Raw genomic sequence first — 17,140 nt, 5'->3', positions numbered from 1 at the left:
CGTGCCTCCTGTCCGAAGCACTGGAGCTGCGCCTGCCCCCGCTTCACCGCCCCAAACCCTCCAGCCGGGCTTCGGCCGGGTCGGCCTCGGGCGGTGCGGGCGGCAGCAGGAACTCCTCGTAGCGGCCCAGCATCAGGATCACGCCGAGCATGAGGGGCGGGATGAGCACGGCGAGCACCGCCATGGCCTGTCCTTTCCGGGAGGCGCGTGGGGGGCGTGGGGGCGGGTCTCCCGCCCTCCGGCGGCCAAACCCCGGGCCGTGACGATCCGGAACCCGAACTCCCGTGTCGCCCTCCGCTCCTCGGGTACGCGGTGCGCACCCCGAAGGATCTGGAGGGAGACATGCAGCGAGGCAGCGACCGGCTCAGCGTCCACCGCGACGACGAGATGAAGCACGAACTGCAGGGTCTGCTGCGGTCCGGGCACCCCACCCGTACCGAGGAGTGGCACGACCCGGAGCCGTTCGCCGACGACGACCCCGAGGTCGCGCACGGCCCGGTGACGCCGGGCCGCGGCCCGACGTCACTGGAGTCGGTACGGCTGGAACTGGCCAGGATCCTGGGCCGCGGGGCGTTCCCCGCGGGCCCGCGCGAGCTGATGCGCGCCCTGGACCGGCGCTACGCGCCCGACACGCTCATCGAGGCGTTGGAGCGGCTGCCGCGCCAGGCCCGCTACAACAGCGTCCAGGAGCTGGCCGAGGCGCTGACCCGGTCCCGGGAGACGGAGACCGCGTGACCGGCCCGCCGGGGCACCGCGGACCGGCCGCGGTGCCCCGGCGGGCGGGATCGGCGGGGAGGGCCTCGGACATGGCCGAGTTCGTCAAGGACGTCATGACTCCGGGCGTGGTCGCCGTGCGCCCGGACGCCTCGATCGTCGAGGCGGCGCGGCTGATGCGCACCCGGCACATCGGCGACGTGGTGGTGGCCGACGGGCAGCGGGTCGTCGGCGTGCTCACCGACCGCGACATCACGGTCCGCGCGGTCGCCCGAGGCGCGGATCCGCTCGAGGTGAGCGTGGGGTCGGTGTGCACGCCGGACCCGTGGACGCTCGCCCCGGACGACCCGGTGTCCTCGGCCGTCGCCCTGATGCGGGAGCACGCGATACGCCGGATCCCGGTGGTCGAGGGCGGTCTGCCGGTGGGCCTCGTGAGTCTCGGCGATCCGGCCGAGGCGCGGGAGCCCGGCTCGGCGCCGGCCGGCATCAGGCGTGCGGAACCGGACGGAAAAAAGCTGAACGAACGGAACGAAGGGACGTAGTGCCATCATGCGAATCGCATTCCTGACCGCACCCGAGGGTGTCGAGCAGGTGGAGCTGACCGAGCCGTGGCAGGCGGCCGTGGACGCCGGTCACGAGGCGGTGCTCGTGTCGACGGGCCCCGGGAAGATCCAGGCGTTCAACCATCTCGACAAGGCGGACACCTTCCCCGTGCAGGAGGTCGTCGGCGAGACGTCGGCGGACTCCTTCGGCGGGCTGGTGCTGCCGGGCGGGGTGGCCAACCCGGACTTCCTGCGCATGGACGACAAGGCCGTCGCCTTCGTGCGGGACTTCTTCGAGCGGGGCCGGCCGGTCGCCGCGATCTGCCACGCCCCCTGGACCCTGATCGAGGCCGACGTCGTGCGGGGCCGGGTGCTGACCAGCTGGCCCAGCCTGCGGACCGACCTGCGCAACGCCGGCGCCACCTGGGTCGACGAGCAGGTGAAGGTCTGCGACCACGGGCCGAACAAACTGGTCACCAGCCGCAAGCCGGACGACCTCAAGGCGTTCTGCGAGACCTACCTCGAGGTGTTCGGGGCGGAGACGGCCCCGTAGGCCGCGGACGGGTCAGGTGCCCGGGGTGGTGGGTGTCGTGGTGTCCGCGGCGCCCCGCTCCCGGGCACCTTCGCGGGTGCGGCCCGCGGCCACCGGGCGGCGCGGGTTGCGGCGCAGGTACTCGCCCTCCAGCTGCGCCATCCGCTCGTTGTGGGCGCGCAGCGCGTCGTTGGAGCCGTACAGCAGTGTGTCGTGGCGCGTGCGGTGGATGGTCTCCAGCTCCTTCATGAGCTGCTGGTCGTCCAGGCGGTCCGGTTCGACTCCGGTCATCGTGGTGCCCCGCTCGTCGTGTGCGTTCATGCGGTCCGGGTACCCGCCCGACGGCACAAGCACTACCCCGAACGGCAACCGGGAGGGAGTCATGGAACTCGCTTTCCTGCATCCACTCTACGAACGTCCCGGCCCTTGGGCCTCCGTCTACGTCGACACCTCCCGGCACACGGAGCACACTCCTCAGGAACGGGAGCTGACGGCGCAGGCGATGGCCCGGGAGCTGGCCGGTCAGGGTGCGGACGAGGCGACCTGCCAGGCCGTGCGACGCGCGCTGGAGGAGCTGCGGCACTCCTCCGAACCGCACGGCCGCGCGCTGTTCGCCCGGGACGGCGAGGTGGTCCTCGACCCGCCGCTGGCCCGGTCCCCGGGGCGCGACTGGGCCCAGTGGGCGCCGCTGCCCCGGGTCGCGCCGCTGCTGGAGCTGGCCGGCGAGGACCCGGTGTGCGTCGTCGCCTACGTCGACCGCAGGGGCGCCGACTTCGAGTTGCGCAGCGCGCTCGGCCGGGACGACGCCGGCGGTGTCACCGGGCGGCAGTGGCCGCTGCACCGGACCGGTTCCGTGGACTGGTCGGAGCGCCACTTCCAGCTGCGGGTGGAGAACACTTGGGAGCACAACGCCGCGGAGATCGCCGACGCGCTCGCCGTCTGCCACGAGGAGACCGGCGCCGATCTGCTGGTCCTCGTCGGTGACGACCGGGAGCGGCACTCCGTGCGCGAGCGGCTGCCGCAGCGGCTGCACGGCCTGGTGGTCGAGGCCTCGCGCGGCGCCGGCAGCCGGCTGCTCGACGAGGACGTCGAGCGGCTCCGCACGGAGCACATCCATGACCGTGCCGCCGCCGAGCTGGAGCGGTTCCTCGCCGCCCGCAGCCCCGACGACGAGGGCCGCGCGGGTGCCGCGGAGGGTGTGCCGGCGCTGGTCGAGGCCGCGCGTGAGCACCGGATCGACGAGCTGCTGATCCGGCCTGACGGGCCGGACGCGCACCGTGAGGTGTGGATCGGTGAGGATCCGGACCAGTTGGCGGTGCGGCGTACGGACCTGAAGGTGCTCGGTGAGCAGAACTCCTGGTCGGCGCGGGCGGACGACGCGCTGATCCGCTCGGCGGTCGCGACGGACGCGCCCGCGCTGTCGGTGTCCCTGGCGCCGGACGCGCCGGACGACGCACCGGTGGGCGGACTGGGCGCGCTGCTGCGCTGGAAGTGATCCGCCGCTAGCGGACTCGTTCCACCCGGCGTTCGTCCCACACCGGTTCGGGGGTCTCCCTGACACGCCCGTCGCTGCCGAAGACCAGGAAGCGGTCGAAGGAGCGGGCGAACCAGCGGTCGTGGGTGACGGCGAGAACCGTGCCCTCGAAGCCCTCCAGGCCTTCCTGGAGGGCTTCGGCCGATTCCAGGTCGAGGTTGTCGGTCGGCTCGTCGAGGAGCAGGGCCGTGACGCCCTGGAGTTCCAGGAGCAGGATCTGGAAGCGGGCCTGCTGGCCGCCGGAGAGGCGGTCGAAGGTCTGCTCGGCCTGCTGGGTCAGCTCGTAGCGGCGCAGGCGCGACATGGCGGCGCCCCGGTCCTGGGAGTGTTCGGTCCACAGGATGTCCAGGAGGGTACGGCCCAGCAGTTCGGGGTGGGCGTGGGTCTGCGCGAAGTGTCCGGGCAGCACGCGCGCGCCGAGCTTCCAGTTCCCCGTGTGGGCCACGTCGTCGCCGGCGAGCAGCCGCAGGAAGTGGGACTTGCCGGAGCCGTTGGAGCCGAGCACGGCGACCCGCTCGCCGTAGAAGACCTCCAGGTCGAAGGGTTTCATCAGGCCGGTGAGTTCGAGCCCCTCGCAGGTGACGGCGCGTACTCCGGTACGGCCGCCCTTGAGGCGCATCCTGATGTCCTGCTCGCGCGGGGGCTCCGGCGGGGGTCCGGCCTCCTCGAACTTGCGCAGCCTGGTCTGGGCGGCGCGGTAGCGGGACGCCATGTCGGGGCTGTTCTCGGCGGCCTGGCGCAGCGTCAGGACCAGCTTCTTCAACTGGGCGTGCTTCTCGTCCCAGCGGCGGCGCAGTTCCTCGAAGCGGGCGAAGCGCTCCTGCCGGGCCTGGTGGAAGGTGGCGAAGCCGCCGCCGTGCACCCACGCGTCGGCGCCCGCGGGGCCCGGCTCCAGGGAGACGATCTTCTGGGCGGCGCGGGCGAGGAGTTCGCGGTCGTGGGAGACGAAGAGGACGGTCTTGCGGGTCTCGGCGAGCCGTTCCTCCAGCCAGCGCTTGCCGGGTACGTCGAGGTAGTTGTCCGGCTCGTCGAGCAGCAGCACCTCGTCGGTGCCGCGCAGCAGCGCCTCGAGGACCAGGCGCTTCTGTTCGCCTCCGGAGAGGGTGCGGACCTCGCGCCACTGCGCCTTCTCGTACGGCACGCCCAGCGCGGCGGTGGTGCAGATGTCCCACAGCGTCTCGGCCTCGTACCCGCGTGCCTCGGCCCAGTCGGAGAGGGCCTGCGCGTACGCCATCTGGGCGGCCTCGTCGTCCACCGTCATGATCGCGTGCTCGGCGGCGTCGACGGCGCGCGCGGCCTCGCGGATCCTGGGCTGTGCCACGGACACCAGCAGGTCGCGCACGGTCGTGTCGTCCCGTACGGAGCCGACGAACTGGCGCATGACGCCGAGGCCGCCGGTGACGGTGACGGATCCGCCGTGCGGCTTCAGCTCGCCGGCGAGGAGGCGCAGCAGGGTGGTCTTGCCCGCGCCGTTGGGTCCGACGAGGGCCACGACGGCCCCCTCCCCCACCCGGAAGGAGACGTCGCCCAGCAGCGCCCTCCCGTCGGGGAGGTAGTACTCGAGGTGCGCGGCTTCCAGATGACCCATGGTGGGGATTGTGCGGGGTCGTCGGCGCGGGGGGCAAACGGGTTTCGAGAGGAGCGATATCCATGATGTGAGACAGCTGTCTCATGATGCGGCTGGCGGGCGTAGCGTGAGGGTCCTCCTACGAGAGTGGAAGGGGTGGGTTCGTCATGCCGGAAGCGCGGGAGAGCACCGTCTACACGCACGGCCACCACGAGTCGGTGCTGCGGTCGCACACCTGGCGGACCGCCGAGAACTCGGCGGCGTACCTCCTCGGGGTGCTCGAGCCCCACATGCGGATCCTGGACATCGGGTGCGGGCCCGGCACCATCACCGCGGACCTGGCGGGGCTCGTCCCCGACGGGCACGTCACCGGTCTCGACCGGGAGCCGGGGATCCTGGAGCGGGCCCGGGCGGTGGCCGGCGAGCGGGGGCTGACGAACACCGACTTCACGGTGGGGGACGTGCACGCGCTGGACTTCCCGGACGACACGTTCTGCGTGGTCCACGCCCATCAGGTGCTCCAGCACGTGGGCGACCCGGTGGGGGCGCTGCGCGAGATGCGGCGGGTGACCCGGCCGGGCGGGTTCGTCGCCGTCCGGGACGCGGACTTCGCGGCGATGACCTGGTACCCCCTGTCGGCGGGCATGGACGACTGGCTGGACCTCTACCGGCGGGTGGCCCGGGCCAACGGGGGCGAGCCGGACGCCGGGCGGCGGCTGAAGTCCTGGGCGCTCGCCGCCGGCTTCACGGACGTCACCGCGACCTCCGGCACCTGGACCTTCTCGACCGCCGGGGAGCGGGCCTGGTGGAGCGGCCTGTGGGCGGACCGCACGGTGGCGTCGGCCTATGCCGAGCGGGCGGTCGACGGCGGCCACGCCACCCGGCAGCAGTTGCGGGACGCGGCCGGGGCGTGGCGGGAATGGGGCGAACGGGACGACGGCTGGTTCAGCGTGCTGCACGGCGAAATTCTCTGCCGCAAGGACGTCTGAACCGCGTTTTCCGGGACATCAGGATGTCAGGAGGTAGACATTATGGTTCCCATTCTTCTGGTTCTGCTGCTGGCGCTGATCCTTTTCGGTGCCGGATTCGCGGTAAAGGTTCTCTGGTGGATCGCCCTGGCGGTTCTGGTCGTGTGGCTCCTGGGGTTCTTCATGCGCGGCACGTCGGCGAGCGGGAGCAGGGGCCGCTGGTACCGGTGGTGAGGTGACGGGAAATCCCCGGGACACGGGTCCCGGGGACCAGCCCTCCGAAAATCAGCGAAAATCAGCACCGACTGTCGATGGAAATCACTACCGGTCGATGGAAATCGGTACCGGTCATTCCCGAAAATCGTTCCCGGGGCTGGTTCCCGGTCGCTCCCCGGAGTCGGTCCCGGGAGCGACCGGGAGTCAGTCCCGGGGAAGCAGCGGTCCGAGCGGCCCGAGGTCCAGGTTCAGGTCCTCGGGCCGCAGTCCGTAGCGGTCCCGCAGTTCCGCCATGCGGTCCTCGAGCAGCATGAGGGTGAGCCCGACCCGCTCCTCCTGCTCCTCGCTCAGGTCCCCCTCGTCGAACCGGCGCAGCGCCTGCCGCTCCATGAGCTGGCGCAGCAGCTCCACGACGGTGAGCACCAGCTTGATCAGGTCGCGTTCGACCGTGTCCGGCTCCAGGTCCAGGCTCCTGTGCCGGTCGTCGCGCGGTGCGACGTGCCGCTCGTCCGGGCCGGCCGTCACCGCCACTCCTCGAAGGGCGAGGGGACCCGCGCGTTCACGGAGCTGATGAGCGCGTTGAGGTCGATACGGACCAGGTCGACGTCCGCGATGCGCAGCGTGATGTCCCCCTTGATGACGACCCCGCCGGCCAGGAGCCGGTCGAGCAGGTCCACCAGGGCTATTTCGCGGCGTTCGACGACGGTCACAACCCCTCCTCGGTGATTTCCTCACCGGCGAACGAATAGGCCGCCCAGGGACCGGTGAGTTCGACCCGTATTCCGGGCTCACTGTCCTTCGTGCGGTCCACCTTTTCCACGAATTCCTCGGATTTCACACGGGGTACGAGATAGGCGGCATTGAGCACATTGCGCCCGGACGCTCCGGAGAGCGTGGGATTCTGCGGCGCGTGCAGCCGGGAGGCCTCGGCGGCCCCGGAAAGGGTCTCGTGCAGCCGGGTCGCGAACGTCTCGGCCCGCTGCCACAGATCGTCCTGCGACTTCGTCTGCATCCGCCGCTGTCGCAGATAGTCCCGGCCGGACGCCGGTTTCGGCGCGGGCGCGGCGGGGGTCTTCGGCGCCGGGTCCGACTCGACGTAGACCTTGACGCCCCACTCGACCCGGCCCTCCAGCCGGTCCAGGGTGCGCAGGAAGCTCTCCTCGCGCGCCTCCATCATGGTCCGTACGCCGCTGTCGTCGCGGAACACGGTACCGAGCCGCAGCGGCAGCGGGGTCGTGACGGTGGTGAGCGCGTCGATCACTCCCTGGTGGGCGCGGGCGACCGCGGTCAGCCAGTCGAGGTCCTCCAGGTGCGCGCGCAGCGGCTCCTCCGCGAAGTCCGCCTCGGGTACGTGGCTGACGACGGCCACCAGACCGTGGTGGGGCAGCAGCCGGGGCGGATCCCCTCCGACTCCGGTCAGCTGTGCCTGGAGCGGTGTGCCGTAGGGGCGGCAGACCGCGTAGACGTACCGCAGTCCGGTCACGGGCCCTCCTCCTGTGCGCGACGGGACTCCAGCCCCAGTTCCTCCAGCCGGGCCAGCCGCTCACGCAGTTCCGCGTTCTCCCTGGCCAGTTCGTCGCGCCGGGCGCGCGAGGACAGCGCCGGGTCGGACTCCCACCAGTCGATCCCCATCTCCTTCGCCTTGTCGACGGAGGCGACGACGAGCCGCAGCTTGATGGTGAGGAGCTCGATGTCCAACAGGTTGATGCGAATGTCACCCGCGATCACGACACCCTTGTCGAGCACCCTCTCCAGGATGTCGGCGAGATTGGCGCCGCTGCCCTGGCCGTACGGCTCGGGCAGCCGGCTGGGGGTCGTCATCGGCGGCTCCGGCTCGCGGGCCGCTCGTCCTCGTACTCGTCCTCGGACTCCGGCTCGTCCTCCTCCTCGGCCTCGTCCTCCGGGTACTCGTCCTCCTCATAGGCGCCGGCGGACTCCTCGGGCTCCTCGGCGGCCTCCGGTTCTTCTTCCTCCTCTTCCTCTTCGTCCTCGTACTCGCCCTCGGGTTCTTCCTCCTCCTCGGACTCCGGCTCGTACTCCTCCTCGGCCTCGTCCTCGTACTCGCCCTCGGGTTCTTCCTCCCGCTCGCCCTCGGGAGCCTCGTTCTCCTCCTCCTCGGCGAGGACGTCCTCGTGGCTGCGCACGACCTCTCCGTCGCGTATCTCGCCCCGCCAGCTGTCCTGGGCCTCGCCCTTGAGGGTGATGAAGCGGGCGAAGTGCTTCAGGTCGAGCCGGGCGCGGCGGCCCTGGGCGCGCCAGATGTTGCCCGTCTTCTCGAAGAGGCCCGAGGGGTAGTACTCGATGACCAGCAGGACCCGGGTGAGGTTGTCGGCGAGGCGGTGGAAGGAGACGACGCCCCTCGTCGTGCCCTTGGCGCCCTCCGAGGACCAGGCGATGCGGTCGTCGGGGACCTGCTCGGTGGTCTTCGCCTTCCAGCTGCGGTTGGACCACCAGATCTTGGCCTGCCAGTCCGACGTGGTGTCGTCGGACTTGTCGGCGCTCTTGACGCCCTTGGCGAAGGTGCTGAAGTCCTGGTACTGGGTCCACTGGTCGTACGCCGTGCGCAGCGGGACGCCGACGTCGATGTGTTCCATGATGACGGTGGGCTTCCGGCCGGCGGACTTCTTGCGCTTGCCCTTGCCGCCGCCGCCCAGGCCCTTGAGCGCGCCCATCACGTTGTCCTTGGCGCGTGAGGCACCGAGTTCGACGGCACTGCGCAGGGGGCTCTTGCCCTCGGCGAGCTTGCGGCCGCCGTCGAGGACGAGCTTGGCGAAGCCGGGGCTGTTGCCCTCGGCGATGTCGTTGAGCTTGTTCGTGGTCTCGCCGAGCTTGTGGCCGAGGCCGGTCAGCAGCCGGGTGGCCTGGGCCGCGAGGTAGTCCTGCAGTTCGGCCTTGAGCCGGTCGGCGGCCTCGCTGTGGGCCACGTCGGCGAGCGGGTTCTTCGTCGCCCCGGTCACACCGTCGCGTGCGGCGGAGCCGGCCCGTCCGAGGGTCTCGGTCATCACTCACCGCCTCCCTTCGACGTACGGGAGCGGACACCGCGGGACGCGGCCGCGGTCTTCTTGGCGGCCGCCTTCTTCGCGGGAGCCGTCTTCTTCGCCGCCGTCTTCTTGCCCGGTGCCTTCTTGGCAGCCGTCTTCCTGGCCGGCCGCTCGGGTGCCGGCTCGTCCCCCGACTCCCGGTCCTCCGCCTCCGCGTCCTCGGCGGGTTCCTCGTCGGCGTCGTCCTTCGGACCGCCGCCCGCCAGCCGGTCCCGCATGTCGGCGGTACGGCCGTGCAGCCGGTCGGCGAGGGAGTCGAGCCGCCGCTCGACCAGCGCGCCGGAGGCCGCCTTGCCGACGCCCCGCAGATCACCGCGCAGCTGGTCGCCGATCTCCTTGAACTGCGGGTTGTCCCGCAGTTGCCGCGACACCACGTCCGCGACCATGCGCGGGCTGAGGTTCAGCTTCTTGCCCGCCACCATGCCGCCGACGGCGAGTGCCATCTTCAGCTTCTTGGTCCGTCCGAGCAGATATCCGGCCCCGATCGCGAGGCCCAGTCCCGTTCGATTCACTGTCCTGCCGTCCCGTCCCCTGTACCCGCGCCGGTGCGCGTCGCCGTCTCCAACCGGTCGAGGAGTTCGTCCTCCTGCCGGTCGAACTCCTCCTCGGTGATCTCTCCGGCCTCCAGTTGCTCCTCCAGTCGCGCCAGTTCGGCCCGTATCGTGGCGGGGTCGTAGTAAATGCGCTCCGCTTCCCGGAGCACCTGCCTGATGGCCCAGCCGCTGCCGCGCACCGGGGCGAACGGCAGCAGCAGCACCTCGGAGATCAGGCCCATGTCGTCACCCCGCTCCGGTGTCCGTTCCGCCGGCCGCGGTGCCCGCCGGCTCGGCCGGGCCGGGCTCGACGAAGCTGTACGGCGGCAGCGGGCCGTTCAGACGCACCTCGAGGTGGGGCAGGTCCTTGCGGGCCTGTTCCACCGCTGCCAGGAACTCTTCCGCCGTCTCGCGCCGCACCAGGTACGACACGTTGGCGAGCCAGCCCGTGGACTCGGGGCCCACGCTCACCGCGTCGGCGACCGCCTCCAGGGCCCGCTCCAGCGCGACGGCGTCCTCGGCCTCCTTCTCCTTGACGGCGGCGGCGACCATCTCGCCGAGCTGGATCTTCTGCTCGTAGCTTCCGCCGCCGGACTTCCGGTTGGCCTCCGCGAGGGCACGGATCTCCGGGTTGCCGGCCATCACGTGGTGCAGGACGGCGTCCTCGACGTGGTTGGCCTTGACGTTGTACTCGACCCTGCCGTCCAGGGCCCGCAGCCGCTCCGCGTAGTGCTCGGCGCGCTCGGCGAGGACACCGGTGACGGCGTCGTCGTCCGGGGCGACGCTGCCGAAGCGCATGGGCAGCACACAGCCGGCCGCGCCGGCCTCGCTGAGCACGTTCTGGTGGGCGAGCAGTTCCCTGCGCTTGGGGCGCAGGCCTTCGGGGGCGTCACTGACCAGGGCCGCCAGTTCGCCCTCGCGCAGGACGCGCACCGGCAGCGACGGGTCGCCGACGCCGCCCATGCCCTCGGGGAGACCGGGGTGCGAGGCCGACGTGATGGCGTACACATACGTGCTCACTCCTGCTCCTCCTTACGGCGGGCCGCGGTGCTCTTGCGGGCACGCGGACGGGACTCCGTCTCGCGCTCGGTACCACCCTCACGCGCCTGCTTGAAGGCGTCGGAGATGGTCTCGGCGGCGCCGGACAGCGCCCCCTTGGACTTCCCACGGGCGCCGGACTCGGTGACCTCGCCCACGATCTCGGGCAGGCCCGGGCTCTTGCGGGGCCCGGCCTCCAGGTCGAGGCGGTTGCACGCCTCCGCGAAGCGGAGATAAGTGTCGACGCTGGCGACGACGACACGTACGTCGATCTTGAGGATCTCGATGCCGACCAGGGACACGCGCACGAACGCGTCGATGACCAGCCCCCTGTCCAGAACGAGTTCGAGCACGTCGTAGAGGCCGCTGCTGCCGCCTCCACCACCGGTCTGCTGTGCCGGTACAACTGTCATGCCGGCTGTCCCTCCTTGTCTGTGGGTGTGGGTCCGGCCGGGCGGCCTAGCGGCCGCCGGGCCTGTGTGAATCGGCCCGCCCTCGCTCGTAACGGCGGACGCGCCGGTACCCGGTGAGCTCTCCGTCGGGGTCCAGCTCGACTTGATAACTCGCCATCAGGCTCATCGTGTCGGGCACCCGCTCGAGTTCGAGGACCTCGACCTCGAGCGACCAGCCCTCCTCCGTCTGCTCGAAGGACGACACGGACTCGGCTTCCATCCCGGTGAGCTCCGCGAGCTGGCCGCGCGCCCGGCGCAGCAGTTCCATCGGGCTCGGCCGCTTGGTGGTCCTGTTGTCATCCGTTGATGTGCGGGATTCCTGTGAGTCCTGGGTTTCCTGTGAAACCTGCGACTCTTCGGTGTTCTTTGTGTTCGACATGGCCACCTCCCCCTCCGTATGGCCGCAAGTGTGTTCGCCAAACCTCCGTGCCTTCGGACGCTCCCCGTGGCCGGACGTCACGCCCGGCCGTGGGCGCGTCGGCGTCGTTCAGTCCCTCAGCGCGGCCAGCCGGCGGCGGGCGGGGCCCAGGGCGCGTCCCCGGCGCGGCAGGGCCGACCACGGATCGGTGCGGGCCTGCTCGAGGGCGTCGGCGATGGTCCAGCGGCGGGCGTGCAGCTCCGGATCGTCCAGCCGGTCCCGGGAGACGGGCACGGCGACGGGCGCGCCGGGCAGGGCGCGGACGGTGTACGGGGCGACCGCGGTCTGCGCGTAGGCGTTGCGCTGCACGTCGAGGTAGAGCCGGTCGCCGCGGTCCTTCTTTCGGGCGGCGGTGGTGAGCCGGTCGGGGTGGGCGGCGGCGAGGGTGTCGGCGACCTCGCGGGCGAAGGCGCGCACGTCGTCGAAGTGGTCGTCGCCGGTCAGCGGCACGATGACGTGCAGGCCCCGGGAGCCGGTGGTCATCAGCGCCGAGGGCAGCTCCAGCTCGTCCAGCAGCTCCCCCAGCAGCCGCGCGGCCTCCCGCACCGTCTCGAAGTCGTCGCCGGACGGGTCGAGGTCGAAGACCAGCCGGTCCGGACGGTCGATCCGGTCGGTCCGGGACAGCCAGCGGTGCAGGGTGATGCTCGCCTGGTCGACGAGGTAGAGGAGGGTGGCGGTGTCGTCGCACACGGTGTGCGTGACGGTGCCGTCCTCCTTGGCGACCTCGGCGCGGGTGATCCAGTCCGGGTAGCCGTCCGGGGTGTTCTTCTGCATGAACGCGGGGCCGTCGACGCCGTCCGGGCGCCGGTCCAGCATCAGCGGGCGGCCCCGCAGGTGCGGCAGCATGAACGGGGCGACGGCCCGGTGGTAGTCGACGAGGTCGCCCTTGGTGTACTCCTCGGCGTCCCCGCCGCCGGGGAAGAGCACCTTCCCCGGCCGGTGGACCTCCACCGTGCGGCGGCCGGCCCGTACGGTGCGCGCACCGTCGTCGCTCACGACACGATCGCCTCCCCCACCAGCAGCCGGCCGGCCGCCGCGATCGACTCGGCGTCGATGCCGGCGGCACGCAGCTGCTCCTCGGGGGAGGCCGATCCCGGCATGTCGCGCACGGCAAGGCGCACCAGGCGCGGTACGGGGCTCCCGTCGGCGAAGGCCTCCGCGACCGCGTCCCCGAGGCCGCCCTCCGGGTGGTGGTCCTCCACCGTCACCAGGCAGCCGGTCTCCTCGGCGGCCGTGCGCAGCGTCTCCCGGTCGACCGGCTTCACCGAGTACAGGTCGATCACCCGTACGGCGATGCCCTCCCCCTCCAGGGCCTCCGCGGCGGCCAGCGCCTCGGGCACGGTGACGCCCGCCGCGACGAGGGTGAGCCGGTCGCGGCCGGAGGAGCGCAGCACCTTGCTGCCGCCGACGGGGAACTCCTCGTCGGGGCCGTAGATCACCTCACTCGCGCCGCGCGAGGTGCGCAGGTAGCGAATACCGTCCAGGTCGGCCATCGCGGCGACCAGCCGCGCGGTCTGGTTGGCGTCGCACGGGTACAGCACGGTCGAGCCGTGCACCGCCCGCATCATCGCCAGGTCCTCCAGGCCCATCTGGCTGGGGCCGTCCTGGCCGATGGCGACGCCCGCGTGCGAGCCGACGAGGTTGATCCCGGAGCCGCTGACCGACGCCATGCGGATGAAGTCGTGGGCGCGGGTGAGGAAGGCCGCGAAGGTGGCGGCGTACGGCACCCGGCCGCGCGCGGCCATGCCGACCGCCGCGGCGACCATCTGCTGCTCGGCGATGTAGCACTCGAAGTAGCGCTCGGGGTGTTCCTTGGCGAAGGCCTCCGCGCGGGTGGAGTCGCCGACCTCCCCGTCGAGGGCGACGACGTCGTCGCGCGCGGTGCCGAGGGCGGTCAGGGCCTCGCCGAAGGCGTTGCGGGTGGCCACCTCCTCGCCCTCGTCCCAGCGGGGCAGGTCGGGCCGGCCGGTGTGCCCGGCGGGCGGGGCCCCGGCGGCGGGCGGGGCCTCCACCCGGATGCGCAGGTCGCGGGGGCCGCCGAGCTCGGCGATGGCCTCCTCGGCGTCGGGCAGCGGCTTGCCGTGCAGTCCCTCGCGGTCCTGGACCGCCTCGACGCCCTTGCCCTTGAGGGTGCGGGCGAGGATCGCGGTGGGCTGGCCCTGGGTGGACAGGGCCTCCCCGTAGGCGCGGTCGACGGCGTCCACGTCGTGGCCGTCCACTTCGACGGTGTGCCAGCCGAAGGCCTGGAAGCGGCGGGCGTAGGCGTCCAGGTCGTGGCCGTGCCGGGTGGGGCCGCGCTGCCCGAGCCGGTTGACGTCCACGATCAGCGTGAGGTTGTCCAGGTGTTCGTACGCGGCGTGCTCGGCGGCCTCCCAGACGGAGCCCTCGGCCAGTTCGCTGTCGCCGCACAGCACCCACACCCGGTAGTCGGCGTGGTCGAGCCGCTTCCCGGCCAGCGCGATGCCGACGCCGACGGGGAGCCCCTGGCCGAGCGAGCCGGTGGCCGTCTCGATCCAGGGCAGCCGCCGGGGGGTGGGGTGCCCTTCGAGGCGGCTGCCGTTCTTGCGGAAGGTGAGCAGTTCCTCGTCGTCGATGGCGCCGGCCGCCTTGTAGACGGCGTACATCAGGGGTGAGGCGTGGCCCTTGGAGAGGACGAAGCGGTCGTTGCCCGGGTGGTCGGGGTGCTCGAAGTCGTAGCGGAGGTGGCGGGCGAACAGCACGGCCGTCAGGTCCGCCGCGGACATCGAGGACGTGGGGTGCCCGGAGCCCGCGGCGGCCGCGGCGCGGACACTGTCCACCCGCAACTGCTGCCCGAGCTCGACGAGTTCACCGGTGTTCATGAGTCTCCTTCGTGGTGCGGTCGGTGCGCTTGACGGGGCCGGGCGCGACATCGGGGCCGGGCGGTGGCTGATCGGGGGGCGGGGTGACGGCAGGCCGGTCCTTCGCGGGCTCACCACCGGGCTGCTTCTTCGCCGGTTCACCACCGGGCTGGTCCTTCGCCGGTTCACCACCGGGCTGCTTCTTCGCGGGCTCGCCCCCGGACGGTTGTCCCCGTCCCGGCTCGCCCGGCATCCGCGCCAGTTCCGGTGACGCCGTGTCCAGCGGCACCGACCAGGACCGTACGAGCCCCAACTGGACGGCCTGGCGCGGCAGTACGGCGTCGAGGAGCCAGTCGGCGGCCACCCGGACCCGGTTGCCCGGCATCGCCGCGAGGTGGTAGCCGCGGGTGACCGCCCCCGCCGCCGGCCCGGACAGGTTCACGCCGAGCGGGTTGGCGGCGGCCTTGACGCCGCCCAGGTCCACCACGAACCCCATGTCCTTGTGCCGGTAGGCGCGCCGCTCGCCGTCGCCGAACGACGCGGCGACGTTGTGCGCGCACACCTTGCCCTGCCGCCAGGCGTGCTGCGCGGTCATCGGGGTGTACGAGCCGGGCTTCTCCAGGTCGGGCACCGCGGCGGCGTCGCCGCAGGCGAACACCTCGGGCCGGCCCGGCACCTGAAGGTGCGGGTCGACGAGCAGCCGGCCGCGTTCCATGGGCAGTCCGAGGGACTCGGCGAGCGGGTCGGGGCGTACGCCGACGCACCACACCAGGGTGCGGGTGTCGACGAACTCCCCGTCGGTCAGCAGCACTCCGTCGCGCGTGGCCTCCTTCACGGAGGTGCCCATCCGCACGTCCACGCCCCGTTCCCGCAGCACGGTGTCGGCGGTGCGGGAGAGGCGTTCGTCCAGTTCGGGCAGGACCCGGTCGGCGATGTCCAGGAGCATCCAGCGCGGCCGCATCCCGGTCCGCATCGGGTGCCTGGCGACCTGCGCGTCGGTGAACAGCTGCCCGTGCGCGGCGACTTCGGTGCCGGTGTAGCCGGCGCCCACCACGACGAAGGTGCAGCGGGCGGCGCACCGCCCGGGATCGTCGGTGGCGGCGGCGAGCTCCACCTGCCGGGTCACGTGGTCGCGCAGGTACAGCGCCTCGGGCAGGCCGCGGAAGCCGTGGGCGTGCTCGGCGACCCCGGGGATCGGCAGCAGCTTGTTGACGCTGCCGGCCGCGAGGACCAGCCGGTCGTAGTCGAGGGTGCCGCCCTCGCCCTCGGGGCCGGTGTAGTGGACCTGCCGCGCGTCGAGGTCGATGCGGTCGGACTCCCCCAGCACCAGCTTCACGTGCGGCAGCGTGCCGGAGAGGGAGACGGTGACCCGGCGGGGTTCCAGGATGCCGGCGGCGACCTGGGGCAGCAGGGGCAGGTACAGGAAGTAGTCGGTCGGGTTGAGCAGGACGATCTCGGCGCGGCCTCGGGCCAGCCGGGAGAGTGTCCGGGCCGTGCGGTATCCGGCGAAGCCGGCACCGACGATCACAATACGGGGTCGACTCACGGTTCGCCTCCGGCGCTGTCGCGGACGTCGGGAGACTTCCGCGTCCCCCTGACCGGGTCCGCCAAACGTCCGCCGGTTTCCGCCGGGCCCCCCGGGTACCCGGTCCGGGACCCGAACCGCGCACGTCACGGAGGTGCCCCCCATGCCCGAGTACGGCTACTTCCTCTCGTGCGAGCAGTACGGTCCCGCCGAGCTGATCGAGCAGGCGCGGATGGCCGAGCAGGCCGGGTTCCAGGCCCTGTGGATCTCGGACCACTACCACCCGTGGAACGACGAACAGGGGCAGAGCCCCTTCGTGTGGTCGGTGGTCGGCGCGCTGTCCGAGGCGGTGTCGCTGCCGGTGGGGACGGCGGTGACCTGCCCGACCGTGCGGACGCACCCGGCGGTGGTGGCGCAGGCGGCGGCCACGGCCGCGGTGATGTCGCCGGGGGAGTTCCGGCTGGGCGTGGGTACGGGCGAGGCCCTGAACGAGCACATCCTCGGAGACCACTGGCCGCCCGCGCACGTACGGCTGGAGATGCTGGAGGAGGCCGTCCAGGTGATGCGGCGGCTGTTCTCCGGCGAGGAGGTCAACCACCACGGCACGCACTACACGGTGGAGAACGCCCGCCTGTACACCGTGCCGGACGAGCCCGTCCCGATCGACATCTCGGGTTTCGGGCCGGCGGCGACCAAGCTCGCCGCCCGGGTCGGCGACGGCTACATCACGATGATGCCGGACACCTCGATGGTGGAGCAATATCGCAAGGGCGGGGGCGGCGGCAAACCGGTCAGCGGCGGCACCAAGGTCTGCTACGGCACCGACCGCGACGCGTGCGTGCGCACCGTGCACCGGCTGTGGGCGAACGAGTTGCTGCCCGGCGAACTGGGCCAGGTGCTGCCCTCGCCCAGGCACTTCGAGCAGGCGCAGACGCTGGTCACCGAGGACATGGTGCGGGAGAACCGGGTGTGCGGCGACGACGTGGACGAGCACGTCGCCGAGCTCCGCCGGTTCGCCGACGCGGGTTTCGACCGTGTCTACGTCAACCAGATCGGCCCCGACCTGCGCGGTTTCTTCGACTTCTACCGCACCGAGGTGCTGCCGCGGCTCCAGCAGGCCGACTGACCACGAAAGGACGCGCCGACGCCGGACCCGCACCGCCCCGGCGCCTGTGTCCCCACCGTGCCGGCCGACGCCCCCGAAGCCGGCTCCCCTTGTCGGCACGGCCCCAACTAGGCTC

The 17,140-nt window shown here is 72.1% G+C and carries 23 protein-coding genes; 7 read left to right on the top strand and 16 right to left on the bottom strand.

The annotated features are described in order from the left end of the window. Positions 1–43: 43 nt before the first annotated feature. Complete coding sequence (locus tag ACH5AO_RS26360; protein ID WP_398928739.1) at positions 44–184, bottom strand: hypothetical protein; 141 nt, start codon at positions 182–184, stop codon at positions 44–46. 158 nt (positions 185–342) lie between these two features. On the opposite strand from ACH5AO_RS26360, the gene ACH5AO_RS26355 reads away from it, so the two are divergent. From ACH5AO_RS26355 to ACH5AO_RS26345, 3 genes are all read left to right on the top strand, one after another. Continuing rightward, on the top strand, positions 343–735 hold the full coding sequence (locus ACH5AO_RS26355; RefSeq protein ID WP_398928737.1) for a DUF2795 domain-containing protein: 393 nt from the start codon (positions 343–345) through the stop codon (positions 733–735). A gap of 71 nt (positions 736–806) precedes the next feature. Continuing rightward, positions 807–1,256 carry a CBS domain-containing protein gene (locus ACH5AO_RS26350; RefSeq protein ID WP_398928735.1) on the top strand — a complete coding sequence of 150 codons (450 nt, stop codon included), beginning with the start codon at positions 807–809 and terminating at the stop codon, positions 1,254–1,256. A 7-nt stretch (positions 1,257–1,263) separates the two neighbouring features. Then, entirely contained in the window at positions 1,264–1,809 is a 546-nt protein-coding gene (locus ACH5AO_RS26345) for a type 1 glutamine amidotransferase domain-containing protein (RefSeq protein ID WP_398928733.1), read from the top strand. A 12-nt stretch (positions 1,810–1,821) separates the two neighbouring features. Here ACH5AO_RS26345 and ACH5AO_RS26340 read toward each other — a convergent pair whose 3' ends face one another. Continuing rightward, positions 1,822–2,109 carry a DUF6158 family protein gene (locus ACH5AO_RS26340; RefSeq protein ID WP_217135930.1) on the bottom strand — a complete coding sequence of 96 codons (288 nt, stop codon included), beginning with the start codon at positions 2,107–2,109 and terminating at the stop codon, positions 1,822–1,824. Between the two features lie 61 nt (positions 2,110–2,170). On the opposite strand from ACH5AO_RS26340, the gene ACH5AO_RS26335 reads away from it, so the two are divergent. Then, on the top strand, positions 2,171–3,283 hold the full coding sequence (locus tag ACH5AO_RS26335) for a Vms1/Ankzf1 family peptidyl-tRNA hydrolase (protein WP_398928731.1): 1,113 nt from the start codon (positions 2,171–2,173) through the stop codon (positions 3,281–3,283). A 7-nt stretch (positions 3,284–3,290) separates the two neighbouring features. Here ACH5AO_RS26335 and ACH5AO_RS26330 read toward each other — a convergent pair whose 3' ends face one another. Continuing rightward, the gene (locus ACH5AO_RS26330; RefSeq protein ID WP_398928729.1) at positions 3,291–4,910 is read right to left on the bottom strand and encodes an ABC-F family ATP-binding cassette domain-containing protein; all 1,620 of its coding nucleotides are present in this window, start codon (positions 4,908–4,910) and stop codon (positions 3,291–3,293) included. A gap of 146 nt (positions 4,911–5,056) precedes the next feature. Between ACH5AO_RS26330 and ACH5AO_RS26325 the strand changes: the two genes are divergently transcribed. Further along, a complete protein-coding gene (locus ACH5AO_RS26325) occupies positions 5,057–5,878 on the top strand; it encodes a class I SAM-dependent methyltransferase (RefSeq protein WP_398928727.1) in 822 nt (273 codons plus the stop codon). A gap of 42 nt (positions 5,879–5,920) precedes the next feature. Next, positions 5,921–6,091, top strand: a complete 171-nt coding sequence (locus ACH5AO_RS26320) for a hydrophobic protein (RefSeq protein ID WP_398928725.1) — start codon at positions 5,921–5,923, stop codon at positions 6,089–6,091. Between the two features lie 186 nt (positions 6,092–6,277). On the opposite strand, the gene ACH5AO_RS26315 is transcribed toward ACH5AO_RS26320, so the two are convergent. The 13 genes from ACH5AO_RS26315 to ACH5AO_RS26255 all read right to left on the bottom strand — a co-directional run bounded on the left by ACH5AO_RS26315 (position 6,278) and on the right by ACH5AO_RS26255 (position 15,920). Continuing rightward, positions 6,278–6,598 carry a gas vesicle protein K gene (locus ACH5AO_RS26315; protein WP_398928722.1) on the bottom strand — a complete coding sequence of 107 codons (321 nt, stop codon included), beginning with the start codon at positions 6,596–6,598 and terminating at the stop codon, positions 6,278–6,280. Beyond that, positions 6,595–6,783, bottom strand: a complete 189-nt coding sequence (locus tag ACH5AO_RS26310) for a gas vesicle protein (RefSeq protein WP_398928720.1) — start codon at positions 6,781–6,783, stop codon at positions 6,595–6,597. Before ACH5AO_RS26310 ends, ACH5AO_RS26315 begins: the two co-directional genes overlap by 4 nt. Continuing rightward, entirely contained in the window at positions 6,780–7,556 is a 777-nt protein-coding gene (locus tag ACH5AO_RS26305) for a GvpL/GvpF family gas vesicle protein (protein WP_398928718.1), read from the bottom strand. Before ACH5AO_RS26305 ends, ACH5AO_RS26310 begins: the two co-directional genes overlap by 4 nt. Next, entirely contained in the window at positions 7,553–7,894 is a 342-nt protein-coding gene (locus ACH5AO_RS26300; RefSeq protein ID WP_398928716.1) for a gas vesicle protein, read from the bottom strand. The genes ACH5AO_RS26305 and ACH5AO_RS26300 overlap by 4 nt, the downstream gene beginning before the upstream one ends. Next, positions 7,891–9,075, bottom strand: coding sequence for an SRPBCC family protein (locus ACH5AO_RS26295; protein ID WP_398928714.1), 1,185 nt, complete (start codon positions 9,073–9,075; stop codon positions 7,891–7,893). The genes ACH5AO_RS26300 and ACH5AO_RS26295 overlap by 4 nt, the downstream gene beginning before the upstream one ends. Continuing rightward, positions 9,075–9,626: a DNA primase gene (locus ACH5AO_RS26290; protein ID WP_398928712.1), complete on the bottom strand. Its 552-nt coding sequence runs from the start codon at positions 9,624–9,626 to the stop codon at positions 9,075–9,077. The genes ACH5AO_RS26295 and ACH5AO_RS26290 overlap by 1 nt, the downstream gene beginning before the upstream one ends. Beyond that, on the bottom strand, positions 9,623–9,889 hold the full coding sequence (locus ACH5AO_RS26285) for a gas vesicle protein GvpG (RefSeq protein ID WP_384707983.1): 267 nt from the start codon (positions 9,887–9,889) through the stop codon (positions 9,623–9,625). Before ACH5AO_RS26285 ends, ACH5AO_RS26290 begins: the two co-directional genes overlap by 4 nt. 4 nt (positions 9,890–9,893) lie before the next feature. Next, a complete protein-coding gene (locus tag ACH5AO_RS26280) occupies positions 9,894–10,667 on the bottom strand; it encodes a GvpL/GvpF family gas vesicle protein (RefSeq protein WP_398928710.1) in 774 nt (257 codons plus the stop codon). Next, a complete protein-coding gene (locus tag ACH5AO_RS26275) occupies positions 10,664–11,098 on the bottom strand; it encodes a gas vesicle structural protein GvpA (RefSeq protein ID WP_398928708.1) in 435 nt (144 codons plus the stop codon). The genes ACH5AO_RS26280 and ACH5AO_RS26275 overlap by 4 nt, the downstream gene beginning before the upstream one ends. Before the next feature lie 46 nt (positions 11,099–11,144). Continuing rightward, on the bottom strand, positions 11,145–11,516 hold the full coding sequence (locus ACH5AO_RS26270; RefSeq protein WP_398928705.1) for a gas vesicle protein: 372 nt from the start codon (positions 11,514–11,516) through the stop codon (positions 11,145–11,147). Between the two features lie 108 nt (positions 11,517–11,624). Further along, complete coding sequence (ligD, locus tag ACH5AO_RS26265) at positions 11,625–12,551, bottom strand: non-homologous end-joining DNA ligase (protein WP_398928702.1); 927 nt, start codon at positions 12,549–12,551, stop codon at positions 11,625–11,627. Beyond that, entirely contained in the window at positions 12,548–14,395 is a 1,848-nt protein-coding gene (locus ACH5AO_RS26260) for a transketolase (RefSeq protein WP_398928700.1), read from the bottom strand. The genes ligD and ACH5AO_RS26260 overlap by 4 nt, the downstream gene beginning before the upstream one ends. Further along, complete coding sequence (locus tag ACH5AO_RS26255; RefSeq protein ID WP_398928698.1) at positions 14,382–15,920, bottom strand: NAD(P)/FAD-dependent oxidoreductase; 1,539 nt, start codon at positions 15,918–15,920, stop codon at positions 14,382–14,384. Before ACH5AO_RS26255 ends, ACH5AO_RS26260 begins: the two co-directional genes overlap by 14 nt. Positions 15,921–16,062: 142 nt before the next feature. Here ACH5AO_RS26255 and ACH5AO_RS26250 point away from each other — a divergent pair, with 142 nt between their 5' ends. Then, a complete protein-coding gene (locus ACH5AO_RS26250) occupies positions 16,063–17,025 on the top strand; it encodes an LLM class F420-dependent oxidoreductase (protein WP_398928696.1) in 963 nt (320 codons plus the stop codon). Positions 17,026–17,140 lie beyond the last annotated feature (115 nt).

Source organism: Streptomyces sp. NPDC018964 (assembly GCF_044390325.1).
Lineage (GTDB): Bacteria > Actinomycetota > Actinomycetes > Streptomycetales > Streptomycetaceae > Streptomyces.
The sequence above is the reverse complement of the archived record's forward strand: the minus strand, read 5'-3'. Positions and strand labels throughout refer to the sequence as shown.